Annotated in this window: 12 protein-coding genes, 1 tRNA gene and 2 rRNA genes; 9 read left to right on the forward strand and 6 right to left on the reverse strand. The window is 41.1% G+C overall.

Features of this window, described 5'->3' with window-relative positions; translation table 11 throughout:
• The 3 genes from RXO53_RS05300 to RXO53_RS05310 form a co-directional block, all read left to right on the forward strand.
• Window positions 1–849: ATPase domain-containing protein (locus RXO53_RS05300; RefSeq protein ID WP_410713215.1), on the forward strand; the 849-nt coding region annotated here is incomplete at its 5' end.
• 714 nt (window positions 850–1,563) lie between these two features.
• Window positions 1,564–3,063, forward strand: a 16S ribosomal RNA gene (locus RXO53_RS05305).
• Window positions 3,064–3,270: 207 nt separating this feature from the next.
• Window positions 3,271–6,342: ribosomal RNA gene (locus RXO53_RS05310) — 23S ribosomal RNA — on the forward strand.
• Together the 16S and 23S rRNA genes form the textbook arrangement of a ribosomal RNA operon.
• 141 nt (window positions 6,343–6,483) lie before the next feature.
• Here the strand turns inward: RXO53_RS05310 and RXO53_RS05315 are convergent.
• Entirely contained in the window at window positions 6,484–7,770 is a 1,287-nt protein-coding gene (locus RXO53_RS05315; protein ID WP_410713225.1) for a TrpB-like pyridoxal phosphate-dependent enzyme, read from the reverse strand.
• Between the two features lie 111 nt (window positions 7,771–7,881).
• On the opposite strand from RXO53_RS05315, the gene RXO53_RS05320 reads away from it, so the two are divergent.
• From RXO53_RS05320 to RXO53_RS05330, 3 genes are all read left to right on the forward strand, one after another.
• Window positions 7,882–9,117, forward strand: coding sequence for a M20 family metallopeptidase (locus RXO53_RS05320; protein WP_410713216.1), 1,236 nt, complete (start codon window positions 7,882–7,884; stop codon window positions 9,115–9,117).
• Window positions 9,118–9,181: 64 nt separating this feature from the next.
• Entirely contained in the window at window positions 9,182–9,769 is a 588-nt protein-coding gene (locus RXO53_RS05325) for a peroxiredoxin (protein ID WP_410713217.1), read from the forward strand.
• 60 nt (window positions 9,770–9,829) lie between these two features.
• Window positions 9,830–10,750, forward strand: coding sequence for an Mrp/NBP35 family ATP-binding protein (locus RXO53_RS05330; RefSeq protein WP_410713218.1), 921 nt, complete (start codon window positions 9,830–9,832; stop codon window positions 10,748–10,750).
• A 2-nt stretch (window positions 10,751–10,752) separates the two neighbouring features.
• On the opposite strand, the gene RXO53_RS05335 is transcribed toward RXO53_RS05330, so the two are convergent.
• From RXO53_RS05335 to RXO53_RS05350, 4 genes are all read right to left on the reverse strand, one after another.
• Window positions 10,753–11,007 (reverse strand): 50S ribosomal protein L23, encoded by a 255-nt coding sequence (locus tag RXO53_RS05335; RefSeq protein ID WP_410713219.1) that lies wholly within the window; start codon window positions 11,005–11,007, stop codon window positions 10,753–10,755.
• Window position 11,008: 1 nt separating this feature from the next.
• Entirely contained in the window at window positions 11,009–11,830 is an 822-nt protein-coding gene (rpl4p, locus tag RXO53_RS05340) for a 50S ribosomal protein L4 (protein ID WP_410713220.1), read from the reverse strand.
• Between the two features lie 2 nt (window positions 11,831–11,832).
• Entirely contained in the window at window positions 11,833–12,870 is a 1,038-nt protein-coding gene (locus RXO53_RS05345; protein WP_410713221.1) for a 50S ribosomal protein L3, read from the reverse strand.
• A gap of 107 nt (window positions 12,871–12,977) precedes the next feature.
• On the reverse strand, window positions 12,978–14,357 hold the full coding sequence (locus RXO53_RS05350) for an RtcB family protein (protein WP_410713226.1): 1,380 nt from the start codon (window positions 14,355–14,357) through the stop codon (window positions 12,978–12,980).
• A gap of 201 nt (window positions 14,358–14,558) precedes the next feature.
• On the opposite strand from RXO53_RS05350, the gene RXO53_RS05355 reads away from it, so the two are divergent.
• The 3 genes from RXO53_RS05355 (at window position 14,559) to RXO53_RS05365 (ending at window position 16,330) form a co-directional block, all read left to right on the forward strand.
• Window positions 14,559–14,632, forward strand: a tRNA-His gene (locus RXO53_RS05355).
• A 115-nt stretch (window positions 14,633–14,747) separates the two neighbouring features.
• A complete protein-coding gene (locus RXO53_RS05360) occupies window positions 14,748–15,128 on the forward strand; it encodes a hypothetical protein (RefSeq protein WP_410713222.1) in 381 nt (126 codons plus the stop codon).
• Between the two features lie 95 nt (window positions 15,129–15,223).
• Window positions 15,224–16,330 carry a saccharopine dehydrogenase family protein gene (locus tag RXO53_RS05365; protein ID WP_410713223.1) on the forward strand — a complete coding sequence of 369 codons (1,107 nt, stop codon included), beginning with the start codon at window positions 15,224–15,226 and terminating at the stop codon, window positions 16,328–16,330.
• 28 nt (window positions 16,331–16,358) lie between these two features.
• On the opposite strand, the gene RXO53_RS05370 is transcribed toward RXO53_RS05365, so the two are convergent.
• The coding region (locus tag RXO53_RS05370; RefSeq protein ID WP_410713224.1) for a hypothetical protein at window positions 16,359–17,131 on the reverse strand (773 nt) is incomplete at its 5' end.

The raw sequence follows: 17,131 nt of genomic DNA on the forward strand, positions 1-17,131 counted from the left end.
ATAACTGATGGGGTTGTAATACTGAAGAGCAAGATAATAAAAAGAAAATTGATTAGGCTTATGGAAATAAGAAAGATGAGGGGGAATGAGATAAGCGTAGGAGAAGTACCATTTATAATAGTACCCGATGATGCTGTAGTCATAAATATTCCTGAAAGTACTCGAGGAATGCCATCAGCCACAAATCCAGAAAGCGTGATAAAATTAAAATTTAAATATAGTGATTACAAGATAGAATTTCCTAAAGGTTCACAGACATTATTCGTTATTCATCCGAGTATTGATCCTTTAATAATATCAAGTTCCTTGGGAACTAGCATAATTCATGCAGAGAAATACAAGGTTATTTATAGATCATATTTACATGGAGAGAAGACAGTTAAAGATAGATTTGAGATGTGCGCCAAAAACTTATCTTTAAATAATAAGGAAATTGGGGAGCTTATAAGTGTTGCATCTATTAATCCTACAAAATATTCTGTAGACGAGCTCTATTATATTGTTAATAAATTAGAGGAGAATATTAAGCCAAATATAGTAGTTGTCGAAGGTTTAGAAACACTTTATGATTTAACAAGCAGAGAATCTTTTATTAATTCTCAATATAATAGCTTAATAAAAAGGATGGTAAATGGAATAACAGGCTATTATTTTACTAGAGGAACAAAAGAAAATTTATTGGATATACCTTTAATAAACTTTTACGATAACATAATAAATGTAGAACCAGTTATTACATCAGAAGGGAGGTTTGTTAAAATAGAGCCAATAAGAATTGTCATGAAGGCAGCTCCATTTTTTGAGATATTAGTTAACGCGGATTATATTGAAAAATGTATCAACATGTAATCTATTAAAATATATTTAAGAGGCTTAATTCCTTATTACATAATTTAATTATATGGTATTAAAGGAAATAATTCCATTTTGCTAGATGGATTGCTCTTAGAAATAATTTTATATAAATCTTAAACGATTAAACTAAAATGTAAGAACTGATCCTTAAGATAGGGAAACTTATGCATAGAATGACCTCATGTATTTCTTCTTTCATAGGAAAGCGAAATTATACAAAAATTAGTTTATTTAATAATAAATTTAAAAATACTTTTGCAATATACATTACACAACTTTTATACTCAAATTTGCGTGGAAAATTTATATCAAGATTAAATCACTCTAGTATAATAATTAAAATATAATTAACTTAATAGTTTTGATTAATATAATATAATTAGCCCGCGGCCTTTAGCCCGGCGGCGCTGTACTAACAGGGAAGTGCTTCCCAGGATGAAGATACAGCCTCAGGCTGCGGGTGCATTTTATTGAGGAAGTTATATAGGATTATTTAATAATACCGCAGCGTAAGTGTTATATACCCTGCGAATACTAATAGAATACTCGCGACTCAGCAGAAACTGAGCCGCTGAGCAATTAAAAATGGGGGTCTAAGCAAACCCTAAGAAAGGTATCTTAGGGCCGCTTTGATCCGACTAGGGCTTTGGTCAACAGGGACCACGAAGAGCTAAGGTGCTCTACCGCCTACGGTCCCTTGTGACCGTAACTCCGGTTGATCCTGCCGGACCTGACTGCTATTGGGGTAAGGCTAAGCCATGGGAGCCGAACGCCCTATCACTATAGGGCGTGACGCACGGCTGAGTAACACGTAGCTAACCTACCCTCGGGACTGGGATAACTCCGGGAAACTGGAGCTAAACCCGGATAGGTGAGGAGTCCTGGAACGGTTCCTCACTTAAAGAGATCTTAGGGGGTTACTGCCTAAGATCTGCCCGAGGATGGGGCTACGGCCCATCATGGTAGTTGGCGGGGTAATGGCCCGCCAAGCCTACGACGGGTAGGGGCCCTGGGAGGGGGAGCCCCCAGATGGACCCTGAGACAAGGGTCCAGGCCCTACGGGGCGCACCAGGCGCGAAACCTCTGCAATGCGGGAAACCGTGACAGGGTTACCCCAAGTGCTCCCGTTAAGGGAGCTTTTCCTCGCTGTAAGGGGGCGAGGGAATAAGCGGGGGGCAAGACTGGTGTCAGCCGCCGCGGTAATACCAGCCCCGCGAGTGGTCAGGACGATTACTGGGCCTAAAGCGCCCGTAGCCGGTCTAGCAAGTCCTCTCTGAAAGCTCCGGGCCTAACCCGGAGAGCGGAGAGGATACTGCTAGGCTAGGGGGCGGGAAAGGCCGGGGGTACTCCTAGGGTAGGGGCGAAATCCGATAATCCTAGGAGGACCACCAGTGGCGAAGGCGCCCGGCTGGAACGCGCCCGACGGTGAGGGGCGAAAGCTGGGGGAGCGAACCGGATTAGATACCCGGGTAGTCCCAGCTGTAAACGATGCAGGCTAGGTGTTAGATGGGCGTTAGTGCCCATCTAGTGCCGCAGGGAAGCCGTTAAGCCTGCCGCCTGGGGAGTACGGCCACAAGGCTGAAACTTAAAGGAATTGGCGGGGGGGCACACAAGGGGTGGAGCCTGCGGCTCAATTGGAGTCAACGCCGGGAACCTCCACCGGGAGCGACAGCAGGATGACGGCCAGGCTAACGACCTTGCCTGACACGCTGAGGGGAGGTGCACGGCCGTCGCCAGCTCGTGCTGTGAAGTGTCCTGTTAAGTCAGGCAACGAGCGAGACCCCCGCTCTTAGTTGCTATCCCATAGGAGACTATGGGGGCACACTAAGAGGACTGCCGCCGCTAAGACGGAGGAAGGAGGGGGCCACGGCAGGTCAGCATGCCCCTAAACTCCCGGGCTGCACGCGGGCTACAATGACGGGGACAGCGGGTTCCGACCCCGAAAGGGGAAGGCAATCCCTGAAACCCCGCCGTAGTTGGGATTGAGGGCTGCAACTCGCCCTCATGAACCTGGAATCCCTAGTAACCGCGCGTCATCATCGCGCGGTGAATACGTCCCTGCCCCTTGTACACACTGCCCGTCGCTCCATCCGAGAGAGGGGAAGGTGAGGCCCCTTCCTCCAAGGAAGAGGTCGAACCTTCCCCTCTCGAGGAGGGAGAAGTCGTAACAAGGTAGCCGTAGGGGAACCTGCGGCTGGATCACCTCCTTAATGGCGGGAAAGCACCTTAGCACGTGAAAGTTCCTGTTGATTGAAGCCCTATGCCAAATGCAACTCACAAGAATTACCTTGTGAGTGAAGGGCGTTAGGAAGCCTATTAGACTTCCAATGAGCGCCACCCTGTAGACACCTGGCTGGTTGGATGTCTAAATCTACATCCAGCCTGCCCAGGGGTACCAACTAGTTACCAACCCTAGGCCCTGCGGCGACTACGCCGCCTGGCGGATGGCTTGGCTCGGGTGCCGAAGAAGGGCGCGGCAAGCTGCGATATTCCTGGGGGAGGCGCAAGCAGCCTTAGAACCCAGGGATCCCGAATGGGACTTCCTGCATGGAGTTAACAGCTCCATGCGTCCCGTAAGGGACGGGAACTCTCCGAACGGAAACATCTTAGTAGGGGAAGGAAGAGAAATCAATCGAGATCCCCTCAGTAGGGGCGACCGAAAGGGGGGTAGCCCAAACCAATTCCCTATGGGATAACCATGGGGAGATGAGGTGTCGCCGCCTCCATAGTAGGGTTCAAAGCCCGGCAGGCCTAAGCATGATAGCCGAATGACCTGGAAAGGTCAGCCGTAGAGGGTTATAGCCCCGTAGGTTAAATCATGCCGGCCTGCGCTATGGAGGAGAGTACTACGGCTCGGTTTTGCCGTAGGAAGGTGGGGGGCACCAACCTCCAAGGCTAAACACAACCCGAGACCGATAGCGTAATTAGTACCGTGAGGGAAAGCTGAAAAGAACCCCTTGTCGGGGGGTTAAAAGAGCCTGAAACCAGGCGGTTACAAAGGGTATGGCTCTAAAGGGAAGAAGGGTCCGAAGGAAACCTGGGCAACCAGGGAGTACGAGGATTCCAGACCGGAGTCATACCTTCCGTCTTGAAACACGGGCCGGGGAGTTTACGGTCGTGGCAAGCCTAAAGGGGTAAACCCTGAAGGCAGAGGGAAACCGACATGCCCGCAACCAGCTCAGCTGGCGAGGGGCGAGGTCTTAACGGGCCTGTAGTCACGGCCGTAAAACCCGAAACCGAGCGATCTAGGCGGTGGCAGGGCGAAGCCGGAGGAAACTCCGGTGGAGGCCCGAAAGGGTTCTGACGTGCAAATCGTTCCCATGACCTCCGCCTAGGGGTAAAAGGCCAATCTAGCTCGGTGATAGCTGGTTCCTGCCGAAGTGTGTCGCAGCACAGCCCCGCTGGAGGCAAGCTGTGGGGTAGAGCTACGGATTGGGTGAGCAGAGGGCGAAAGCCCTCGCAGCCCAGTCAAACTCCGAACCTGCAGCTACCAAAGAAGGCGGGAGTGGGGTTCCTCGGCATAAGGCTGAGGGCCGAGAGGGGTTCAACCCGGACCAAGGTTAAGGCCCCTAAGTGCCGGCTAAGTGCTAAGGGAAAAGGCGTCCCTTGCCTAAGACAGCGGGGAGGTGGGCCCAACAGCAGCCATCCTCTAAGGAGTGCGTAACAGCTCACCCGCCGAGGCAGGGGGCCCTGAAGATTAGTCGGGGCTTAAGCCGGCCGCCGAGACCTTGGATTACCCTCATTTAGAGGGTATATAGTAGGCAGGCGTCGGGATGGCGCAGAAGTAGGGCCGTGAGGTCCTATGGAGCCATTCCGAGTGCTGATCCCGGCGGTAGTAGCAGCGAAGCGGGGTGGGAATCCCCGCCGCCGTAAGGGCCAGGGTTCCCCGGCAACGATCGTCGGCCGGGGGTTAGCCGGTCCTAACTGGATGCGCAACACGACATCCGGGAAAGGGAAACGGGTTAACATTCCCGTGCCGTGGGGGTACGTTTCGGGGCAACCCAAGGCCTAGCTTCCGACGTCTTAGGGTAGGCGGACTGGAGGCCTCCTTAAGGAGGCGATCCAGCTAACTTCTTAAGGCCAGGAAGTGCCGTAATGGCGAGAACTGGCTGAAGGAAGGAATGGCCTGCGTTAGCGGGTTCCGCTGAGCCCCAGGACCCTTGAAAAGGAAGCTAGGAAGGATCCTCCACGACCGTACCGAGAACCGACACAGGTGCCCCTGGGTGAGGAGCCCAAGGCGTAGGGGGGTAAACCTAGGCTAGGGAACTCGGCAAACTAGCCCCATAACTTCGGGATAAGGGGTGCCTGCGATTCTTAGCTGAAACTAGGAATCGCAGGTCGCAGTAACAAGGGGGACCTGACTGTTTAACAAAAACATAGCTCCCCGCTAGCCCGAAAGGGTTTGTACGGGGGGTGAATCCTGGCCACTGGTGGTAGGTGAAACCCGGGTTCAACCGGGCGAAGCCCCACTGAAGGCCGGGGGTAACCCTGACCCTCTTAAGGTAGCCAAATGCCTTGTCGGGTAAGTTCCGACGCGCATGAACGGATCAACGAGGTCCCCGCTGTCCCGGCCTGGGGCCCCGCGAACACGCTGAGCGGGTGCATAGTCCCGCAACCTCCTGCAGGGCGAGAAGACCCCGTGGAGCTTCACCGCAGCCTGACGTTGACTCTCGAGCAGAGCCGCGTAGCGTAGGTGGGAGCCAATGAGTTACTTCCTTCGGGAAGTAATGAGGCGACAATGAAACACCACCCGTCTCTACTTGAGAGCCTAACCCGAAAGGGGACACCGTTAGGTGGGCGGTTCGGCTGGGGCGGCACGCCTGCGAAAAATTAACACAGGCGCCCAAAGGTCGGCTCAGGTGGGTCAGAAACCCGCCGTAGAGCGTAAGGGCAAAAGCCGGCCTGACTGGATCCTTGATGGCAAGGGATCCAGACGGGAAACCGTGGCCTAGCGCACGCTCGTGCCCCTCTTGGTGGGGGCCGGGCACGACGGAAAAGTTACCCCGGGGATAACAGAGTCGTCGCGGGCGAGAGCTCCTATCGACCCCGCGGTTTGCTTCATCGATGTCGGCTTTTCCCATCCTGGGAGTGCAGCAGCTTCCAAGGGTGGGGCTGCCCGCCCATTAAAGGGGAACGTGAGCTGGGTTCAGACCGTCGTGAGACAGGTCGGTCTCTACCCGCAGGAGGTGTCGGCCGTCTGAGGGGGAGGTACCCCTAGTACGAGAGGAACGGGGTGCCGCGGCCTCTAGTGTACCGGTTGTCCTGGTGGGCAACGCCGGGCAGCCACGCCGTAAGGGGTTATCGCTGAAAGCATCTAAGCGAGAACCCTGACCCGAAAAGAGACGGCCATCTGCCTTTCCAGCGAAAGCTGGAAGACAGCGAGGGCTCCCGTAAAATACGGGTTTGATGGGGTGGGGGTGTAAGTCGCGAGGGCGAAAGCTCGAGCGATTCAGCCTGCCACTCCCAACAGCCCGAGGCTGCAGGTCAACCTTGGGCTGGTGCTAGTTGGCTCCTGGTTGGGCTGGATGTGGAGGACAAATCTGATCAGCAGGTTTACAGGGTGGCGCTTTTAATTTATCTTAATTTATCTTAAAATTTATTAAATTAAAATTTATTAAAAAATAATTTTTATTTCTTATTAAATCCTAATACATCTGCATAATTTCCCAAATCTAACAAACCATGACCTGAAAAACTAATCAATACTGTTTTCTTTTCTCTATTTTTCTTAGCTTTCTCTGCTATTTCTCCTAAAATAGGCAAGGCATGGGCTGTTTCTGGTGCAGGAATATAACCTTCTGTTTCTGCAAAAAGTTTAGCCCACTTAAATGTTTCTTCTTGACTATAATCTCTTGCTTCAACTATACCTTTACTCATAAGTAGGCTTAAGGTTGGCGCAACTGCATGGTATCTTAATCCGCCAGCATATATAGGCGGAGGTATAAAATTGCTACCAATGGTATACATTTTTAATTGAGGCAATATCATTGCAGTATCAGGAAAATCATATTTGTAGATGCCTTGGGTCATCTTGGGAACTTCTGTAGAGCCCGATGCTATGTATTTTCTTTTTACCTCTCCCTTCCTTAATTCTTCTCCTAAAAATGGATATGCAAGGGCTGCATAATTTGATCCTCCACCAACAACTCCTATTATGTAATCAGGGTCTTCGCCTATTTCTTCCATTTGCACCTTAGCTTCCATGCCTGCTATAGTCTTAAACATTATATCTGAATTTACTACGCTTCCTACAACATATTTTCCTCCATTATCCATAGCATATTTAACTGCTTCACTAATCGCAATACCTAAAGAGCCTGGATTGTTTGGATCTTTTGATAATAATTCCCTTCCAAAATCAGTTAAATCGGATGGACTTGGATTAACCTCAGCTCCATACATCATCATTAAATATTTTCTATAAGGCTTTGCATAATAGCTTGTCCTAACCATAAATACATATGCCTTCATTTTGAATAGAGCAGATGCTAATGAAACTGCAGATCCCCATTGACCTGCTCCTGTTTCAGTTGATACAAATCTAGCATTATCATTTTTAGCATAATAAACATGAGCTAGTGCGCTGTTAATTTTATGTGATCCTGTATATGTATAGCTCTCCATTTTCATATAAATTTTAATCATGTTGTCAAACTTTTCTTCTAGCCTCTTTGCCCTTATTATTGGTGTAGGTCTTCCAACTTGTAAATATCTTTCCAAAAGTTCTTCTGGTATTTTTATCAACCTTTCTTGTGAAAATTCGTATTCTAATACTTTTGTAGGTAAAACAGTTTTCAAAATTTCAAATGATTTACCAGTCACATCTCTTGGTTCCGGTAACCTTTCAGGCAAATCAGGTAATATATTATACCAAAACTCAGGAATCCTATCTTGGGGCAAGTCATACCTAACCAAATCCTTTACCACAAAGGTTGACCACCTAAGCTTAGTTGTTTTATAAGGGTTTAAAAATTTTTATCCAAATACATATAATAGCAAATAGTAAATTTTATGCGGGTGGTGAATTTGGAAGAAAATTTTGTAGTAAAGGTAACTTCTGACTTGATAAAAATTAACTCCCAAAACCCTCCTGGTTATACTAAAGATGTTGCAGAATATATAAAGGATTTGCTTGATAATTATGGAATAAAATATGAAATATATGAATTTGAGAAAAACAAGCCAAATATAATTGCTAAAATAGGAAATGGATCACCAACTCTTATATTAAATGGGCATATGGATGTTGTCCCTCCTGGAGATGAAAGTAAATGGATTTACAATCCTTTTTCAGGAAAAATAGTTGACGATAAGATTTTTGGCAGAGGAGCAACTGATATGAAAGGAGGCTTAGCTACAATACTTGTCTCTACATTACAGCTATCATCTATTATAGAAAAATCCTCAGGTTCATTGATTTTTGTTGCTTCTGCCGATGAAGAAGTTGGTGGTCATGCTGGTATGAAAGGCTTAGTTGAAAGAAATTTAATTAAAGGAGATGCAGCATTAATAGCTGAGCCTTCAGGCTATAATAGGGTTTCTATAGGTGAAAAAGGGCTTTGTCAGACAAAAATTTTAACTAAAGGAATTCCATCTCATGGAAGCATGCCGATACTTGGAGAAAATGCTATATTAAAGATGTATAAAGCAATAGAAATAGCAAAAGAAACTATTGATGAAATAAACTCAAAAATAGTTGTCCCAAAAGATGTAGAGTTTGCTATAAAAGAAACATCAAAAACTTATGAATCAGTTATAAAAGAAAGGAAAATAAACATTGCAATTGAAGATATTGAAAAACAGCTTAAATCAATCTCATTTAACCCTGGAGTTATAAGAGGAGGAAGTAAGATAAACATGGTTCCAGATTATTGTGAAGTAGAATTGGATATGAGAACTCCTCCTGGTTGCAAATGTGAAAATGTTAGGAATTTATTGAAAAATAAACTTAGCAATATTGCTGAAATATATCCTATTGATACAAGTGAAGCAAACTTTACATCAGTTGAAGAAAGAATAACTAAGATAGCATTGAATTCTGTAGAAAAGATTCTTAATAAGAAACCTGAACTTCATATAGAATCTGGTGCAACCGATGGAAGATACTTAAGATCAATAGGAATACCAACTATTATTTACGGTCCCGGAGAGCTCTTTTTAGCTCATTCTTATAATGAATATGTTAATATTTACGACTTAAAAATGGCCTTAAAAGTAACAAAGAACATTATAACAGAGTTTTTAAATATAAAAAGCAGTTGAAAACAATTTTTATGTAGAAAGATATTTATACTACTAAATTTATTAAATATAGTTGGTGAAAGAAATGATAGATGTTGGAGTACAAGCACCTGAATTTAAATCTAAGGCTTATTTCCCTGCAGAGAATAAGGTTAAAGAGATAAAGCTAAGCGATTATAGAGGAAAATGGGTTATATTGACATTCCATCCAGGAGACTTTACATTTGTATGCGCTACCGATTTAGAGGCATTCCAAGCCCATTATGAAAAGTTTAAAGAAAACAACGCTGAAGTATTGGGCGTTAGCACTGATTCCGTATATTCACACAAGGTTTGGGTAGAAACAAGCCCAAGAGTTAGCAAAGTTAAATTCCCACTAGTTGATGATATTAAGAAAGAAATTTCATCAGCATATGGTTTCTTAAATCCAACAAGCGGTATGACAAGAAGAGGCACAGTAATAATAAATCCAGATGGTGTAGTTGAATACGTTGCAGTATTTAATGATAGACTTGGTAAAGATGTACCACATATATATAATGCCTTCATTAATTTAAAGTATCTATACGAACATCCACCAAAGCCAGAAGAATTCGATATCATAGCAGCTAACAAGGGAGAAGGATTCCAATCTATCAGGATTAGAATACCCGATAGTATTGGAAAATTATAACCTTTTTTATATATAAGGATATAATTCCTTTCTTTTTTATAATTATTTTTGGTGTGAAGATTGAGCTTCAGAATTAAAAATGAGGAATTTAAGGAAAAATCTTCAAAAAATGCAGCCTATGACTACAAAGAACAAGCTCAGAGAATGAAAGCAATGCAAGATGAACAGAAAAAAGTAGTTGAAAAAATGAAAAAGATTCCATATAAGATTGCGATTCTTAGCAGCAAAGGAGGCGTTGGAAAATCCTTCGTTACATCTAACCTAGCAATAGCCCTTAGTTCATTAGGGAAAAATGTAGCTATATTAGATGCAGACTTTCATGGGCCTAGTATACCAAAAATGCTTGGAGTAAATTTATCGAAAGGTTTGTTAGCTAAAGATGATGGTTCTATTATTCCAGCTGTAAGCAAGCACGGAGTTAAAGTAATTTCAGTAGGTTTAATGCTACCTCAGGAAGATACACCAGTTATTTGGAGAGGTTCTATAAAGACTACAGCCATTAGACAACTATTAGCATATACTGATTGGGAAGGGATAGAATATCTTTTAATAGATTTACCACCAGGAACTGGAGATGAACAATTAACTATAGCTCAAACAATACCGCATTTAACAGGATTTCTACTAGTAACAATACCAAGTGAAATTTCTAAATATGTAGTAAAGAAAGCAGCAAATTTTGCTCAAAAACTTAATGTGCCTATAATAGGGATTGTTGAGAATATGAGCTATTTCAAATGCGATGATGGAAAAACATATTATATTTTTGGGAAAGGAGCAGCGGAGGAAATTTCTAATGAATATAATATCCAATTTTTAGGAAAAATACCAATTGATCCTAAGATAAGAGAAAGCAATGATAACGGCATTGCGTTCTTTATAGATTATCCAGACTTAGAAGCATCTAAGATGTTTATGGATATTTCAAAGAAGTTTATAGATATTATAGAAAATAAAGAAAAGAAAATTACATCAACATAAATTTATAGAAGTCCAAACTTTGTTGCTATATCAGCTGCTTTATATTCTTTTGAAAGCTTTACCATAGCTTTCTTTTCTCCTCTAGGAGTTATTAAAGTATTAACGGATTCTACCTTAACATTATATAAATTCTCTATTGCCTCTTTAATTTTTTGCTTGTTAGCATCTCTTGCAACAATGAAAGTTAGTGTGTTACTTTCTTCCATTAGTCTTGATGCTTTTTCACTCATAACTATTTTCAAAATAATTTCCTTCATTCTAATCACCTAAACTAAATCTCTTACTCAAATAATTTAATGCTTCAGTAGTAATTACAGTAAGTCTACCAGGCACACCTCCAGGAGATAAATGTGTAACGCTAACAATTTCTGGTCTAACTACATCTACACCTGGCATGTTAGCAACAGCTTTTGCAAATGGAGATTTATGATCTTCCACTATAAATAATAAACTTTTAACTTCCTTATAAGTCCTACCTCTCATCTTTCCTTTTCCAGCTCTTATTTTTACCCTTTCTGATGCCCTTTCTATATCTTTATAGATACCTATTTTATCTAGAATTTCCCTAGCATCCTTTGCTTTTTTAATTCCATTTAAAACTTCTGAACTAATAATTATAGGTACAGTTTTTGCATCAAACTCATGTCCTCTTTCTTTAACTAAATCAGATATGGCAGTTGCAGAAAGTGAGCTCATAATTGCCAGCCTCTTTTCCTTTTTATTTATCTCTTCGTGTATTTTTTCATCCAATCTGGGTGCAAATGCGGCCCTGCCTTTTCTAACCATGGGTGCAAATGCGGCCCTCATGCCTCCTTTTATTCTTGGAACCCTAGCAACACCGTGACCTATTCCTATACTCCTTGCTGTAGTTCTCTTTCCAGCCATGGGATCTCTTGCTTTTGGCTGAACAGATGTTGTAAATTCACTTAAGAATGCCCTTAATATTAGATCCCTTCTTACTGGCATTCTAAATGCATCTGGCAACTCTATTTGACCATCTTCTTCTCCTTTCAAATTATATTTATTAACTATTACCTTAGGCGACAAATAAAATATCATTGAAGAGCTTATGGTTGCCATGGCTAAACACCTTGCTTACTTGACAAACTTATATAGGTAATTTGAGGTTTCTTAATTCCCATAGTTAAGTACCATACAGGTGGTCTTATCGGATATCTCAATACTATTGGCCTCTTAGGTGTGCCAGGAATTGAACCATCAAGCAATATGTATGAACTTTTAACAACTCCATAATTAACGAATCCTCCTGCTGGAGTTATTTTAAATCCATCATCACCCATATCTAATATCCTTTTATTATACTCAGTCCTCCTATGGAATCCCAATTGGCCTGGTGATGGATTTTCCCACCATGTACCTAATCCGTGGCTTCTAGCTCCTATTTTTCTGCTCCCTTTTCTATGCTTAGTCCATCTTGGTAATTGCTTCGCTCCTGCTCTCTTAATAACGCCTTGCCATCCTTTACCCTTAGTAACAGCTAAGACATCAACTACTTGTCCTGTTTGGAAAACTTCTTTTATTGATACTTGTTGACCAAGTTTGCCTAAAGCGTAATCTAAAGCTTTTTTCATATCATTTGATGGAGTATTAACCTTGACTTCAATTACATCAGGTTTCTTCTTACTTAGACCTCCTGTAAGCTTTGGCTGTGAAGCTATAAGAACCCTTATCTCTTTTAGTTCATTTAAGCTACTTTGTAATTCTTTAATAGATCCTTCATTATCAAAGCTGCCCAATGTCTTTAATCTTCTTTCAAGTTCTAAATTATCAGGTACCTTTCCCCAAGCTTCAGTCAATGGATATAGACCTTTGTTTACATCAAAAGCATATCCTCTAACAGCTAAAACGTATACTGGAGGAACCTCAACAACTGTTACAGGCTTCATTACTTCTTTCCCATAAGTCGGCAAACCTTGCCTATTTTCTACCATAAATACGTGGGTCATTCCTACTTTATATCCAATAAATCCTAGCAGTTTTGGTTCTTGGATTGATAATACTGGCCACGACTTAATTCTTGGTACAAATTCTTCTGCCCTCTGCCTAGGATAGAATCCCAAGCTACCACGGCGTGCTGCTGACTTCTTACGATGTCCCATCCTTAGCACCTTTTCAATGTTTGAGGGGTGGACCTGGTTTATAAAGCTTTACTTAAAAATAAAAATAATTTTCAATTAACTCTACACATAAATTAACATGAGGAGTTTTAACCTTTTGTTACTCCTATAGGTCTCATTCTAGCAACTAGTTTAGCTATTCTAACGGCTGCCGCTGTTTCTGCAACATTATCTACGTTTTTATAAGCCTCAGGCATTTCTTCAATTACTGTTGAAATGTTACTTGCCTTTAAGTATATACCTTTTTTACTTAAATCTTCAACAACTTCTTTATAATTCTTCTCCCTTTTTGCAGATGTTCTGCTAAGTTGCCTACCTGCTCCGTGGGGGGCAGTAAACCATGATTTAACTCCAGTATCTACTCCTGCTAATATATAGCTTGCAGTTCCCATACTTCCCGGTATTAAAACCGGTTGCCCATAGTCTCTATATTTAGCAGGAATTTCAGGACTTCCTGGGGGAAACGCTCTAGTTGCACCTTTTCTATGAACTACTACTTTTTTCCTTTTACCATCTATATCGTATTCCTCAATTTTTGCTATATTGTGAGCAACATCGTAAACCAAATTCATCTCTAAATTTTCCGGATCTGTATGAAATACATGGGCAAAGCTTTCTCTAGTCCAGTGCATAATAATTTGTCTGTTAGCCCATGCATAGTTTGCTGCTGATGCCATAGCTCTTGAATAATCTTGCGCCTCTGGTGAATTATACGGTATGCTTGCAAGTTCTCTATCAGGAGGTATTGTATTGTATCTTTTCATAGCTCTTTCCATTATTTGTAAATAATCGCTAGCAACTTGATGTCCTAATCCCCTGCTACCAGTATGTATCATTATAGTAACTTGGTTTTCAAATATACCAAAAGCTTTTGCGAGAGTTTCATCAAAAACTTTATCTACATATTGAACTTCTAAGAAGTGGTTGCCACTTCCTAAAGTTCCAAGTTCATTAGATCCCCTTTTTCTTGCAGCATTGCTTACTTTTGTTGCATCTGCGAGCTTCCAGGCCCCTCTTTCTTCTATAAAATCAATATCCTTTTCCCAACCATAACCTTTCTCAACGGCCCACTTTGCTCCATAATTTAATACATCGTTTAATTCATTGTTTGTTAACTTAAGCTTTCCAGTACTTCCCAGACCGCTTGGAACGTTTTCATAAATTAAATTTACAAGGTCTTTAATTTTTGGCATCACATCTTTCAAAGTCAGATTTGTTCTTATTAACCTAACACCACAATTTATATCATATCCAACTCCACCAGGACTTATTACTCCATTTTCATCAATTGCCATAGCAGCTACTCCTCCAATAGGAAATCCATAGCCTTGATGTCCATCTGGCATAACCAAACTGTATTTTTGTATACCTTGAAGGCATGCAACATTCATGGATTGCCTCAATGTTAGATCTTGTTTCATTTTTTCAATTAACATATCATCGGAATAAATTATTGAAGGTACCTTCATACAGCCATTTTTCTCTATAATCCATGTATGATCTCCTATTTTTCTAGGCTCTATCTCCTGCAATTTTACCACCAATAAATATAATTTAATTAAGGGTTTAGAACATTATTTTTTATTTTTTAATATATTAATTAAATTAATGGTAAACAATTTAATAAACCTTGTTAACACATACAATTCCTGGGCCCAATCGGTCTCATGGCCCGGATAGCTCAGCTGGTTAGAGCGCTCGGCTGTGGACCGAGAAGTCCCGGGTTCGAATCCCGGTCCGGGCCCTTTTATAAGAACTTTGAAGAAGAAAGCAGAGAGCTTCATAATAAACCTATTCCCAATTCCTACTAAAAAATAAGTTTAATGGCTCTGTCTGACTAATTAAAAATGGGTATAAGAATGGGGGAGAATATAAATAAAGCTATAATTAAGGTTGTAATTGAAGTAGAGGATCTTTACCTTAAAATTCCCTATTCAATTGAAAACGAATCAATGGAAAACAGCTTAGAAGAATTATCATCACTATTACAATACAATCAGAAAAAAGAGTTTATAAGAAGGCCTTATAGCGGTCTTGATTATGAAGCTAAACTGCTTTCTGATTTAAGCAGAGCTCTAAGAATAAGGATGGAATTAAATAAAACATTAAATGTTTCTGGCATTGAATACTTCAGCAAAAGATTAGAAGAATTTTTAGAAAAAATTAGGTATTCATTGGGTTACAACCCTCATATACCATTAAATTTAAATGAAAGATCAAAAGCAAACATTAAAATATAACCTTATTTTATTATAAATAATAATTGCCGACCAATGAAGTTAATAAGAGGGTCGACTGACATTTGATGAATGTTGGAACTGCTGAGGGTCGGTAAATGGTTAATATAGGTATTTTTGGAATAGGAAATGTAGGAAAAAGAGCGGCTTTTTTATTAAAGAGGGAAGGTTATAACATAACTCTTTTTGATTACAACGAATATAACTTAAAAAATACTGCAAAAGAACTTGACTTAAATTACAAAAAAGTTAACGTATTAAACAAAAATGAAGTATTGTCATCTGTATCAAATATAGATCTTGCTATTACTTCCCTTCCGGGCGGCATTGCACATGATGCATTAAAAAACATTGTTGAAGCAGGAAAAAACATTGTTGATGTATCATTTTTCCCAGAAGATCCTTATGATATTGGAAAAATTGCAGAAAAAGAAGAGCTCTCTGTTTTATTAGATGCTGGCGTTGCTCCAGGCCTATCTAATATGTTAATCTCTTATGCAAAAAATAGGTTAGGAGAAATTAATAGAGGGGTTATTTATGTTGGAGGGATTACAGAAATTCCTGATCCTCCTTTAGGAATAATAGCCACCTGGAATACTATGGATTTAATAGATGAATATAGAAGAAGGGCCAGATTTGTATCAGATAAGAAAATTGTGGAAATTGATCCATTAAAGAGTGAAATAGGAAAAATATACATAAAAGGAGTAGGTGAACTAGAATATTTCCCAACAGATGGCTTAAGATCTTTGTTGAAGACATTTAATAATTTAGAATATTTAGTTGAATATACATTAAGATGGCCCGGCCATATTGAATTTATGGCAGGACTTAATAAGCTTGGATTTTTAGACCATAAAAAATTTAAAATAGATAATAGTGAAGTTTATGCAGATGAATTTTTAAGCAATATTATATCTAGCTATAAATCAAATTTAAGAGATATTGTAGTGTTAGTTGTAGAGGCGTTTTCTCAGAATAGTGGAATAAGGTTTACACAAATAACAAAACCAGAGGATAAGTTCACAGCCATGTCAAGAGTAACAGGCAGTTTCTTGTCTTATTCAGCTATAGAATTTATCAAAGGAAGAATAAAGAAAAGCGGGTTGATTTATCCGGAAGAGCTAGGAAGTATAGGCAAAGAGATAATTGAAATGATGGCTAATGACGGGATGGATATAAGTGAAGAGATAATAACTAAATAAGGCTGTCTGTAACATTTTTACGTAACTACTAGTTATTTTTAATTACTTCTAATCCCCTCAATGCTATTAAGTAAGCTGATGCAATATGCCTATCAAAACCCTTCTCCCTCATCACCTTTTCATGCTCCTCTGAATTTGTAGTACCCTTTGGATTAACCAGAATAACGTTAAAACCCAACCTTAAAGATTTAATAACACCGTGGATTAGCAAATGATTCTTAGCAAAACGCATTATCTTCCTATTACCGCTTTTACTCCTGGTAAACTCCCTCCTCTTAACTAGAAATAAATCCTCTAAAGCTACATAATCAACGCCAACCCTTAATAGAAAATTAAAGGCTTGTGAAAGAGCGTTTAACCTCAAAGTTTTTGCTTTCCCTTTAGGAAAACCGTGAGAAACTACCTCGCTATACCACCAAGTTTTGAAAGTAATAATTTTACCCTCCTTGTTAATTACAACATTCAACCTATCACTATTTAAATCAAAACCAGCAACCAAACCATAGCCATTAGGTTTTAGTGAAGAGAAGTACTTTAAGTATAACCAGAGTGGGATTTGAAGGTGAATCATTGGTTTTTCCTTAAAGAAAATTACTGCACCATAACCCTCTACCTTTCTTTTAGACAACTCTTCTAACTCATGAAGTAGCGGTAAGTACTCTTTACCAAAATAAGCTTTCCCATAAACCCATTTTCCCCAAGGGTCTTTAACCTTAATTAACACGTGGTCTTCTAAAACATGGAACTTAATCCCCCTATTGCCCTTATCGCTTTTATTCCCCCTACAAGCAATCCACCTCC

The organism is Caldisphaera sp., assembly GCF_046536515.1.
Lineage (GTDB): Archaea > Thermoproteota > Thermoprotei_A > Sulfolobales > Acidilobaceae > Caldisphaera.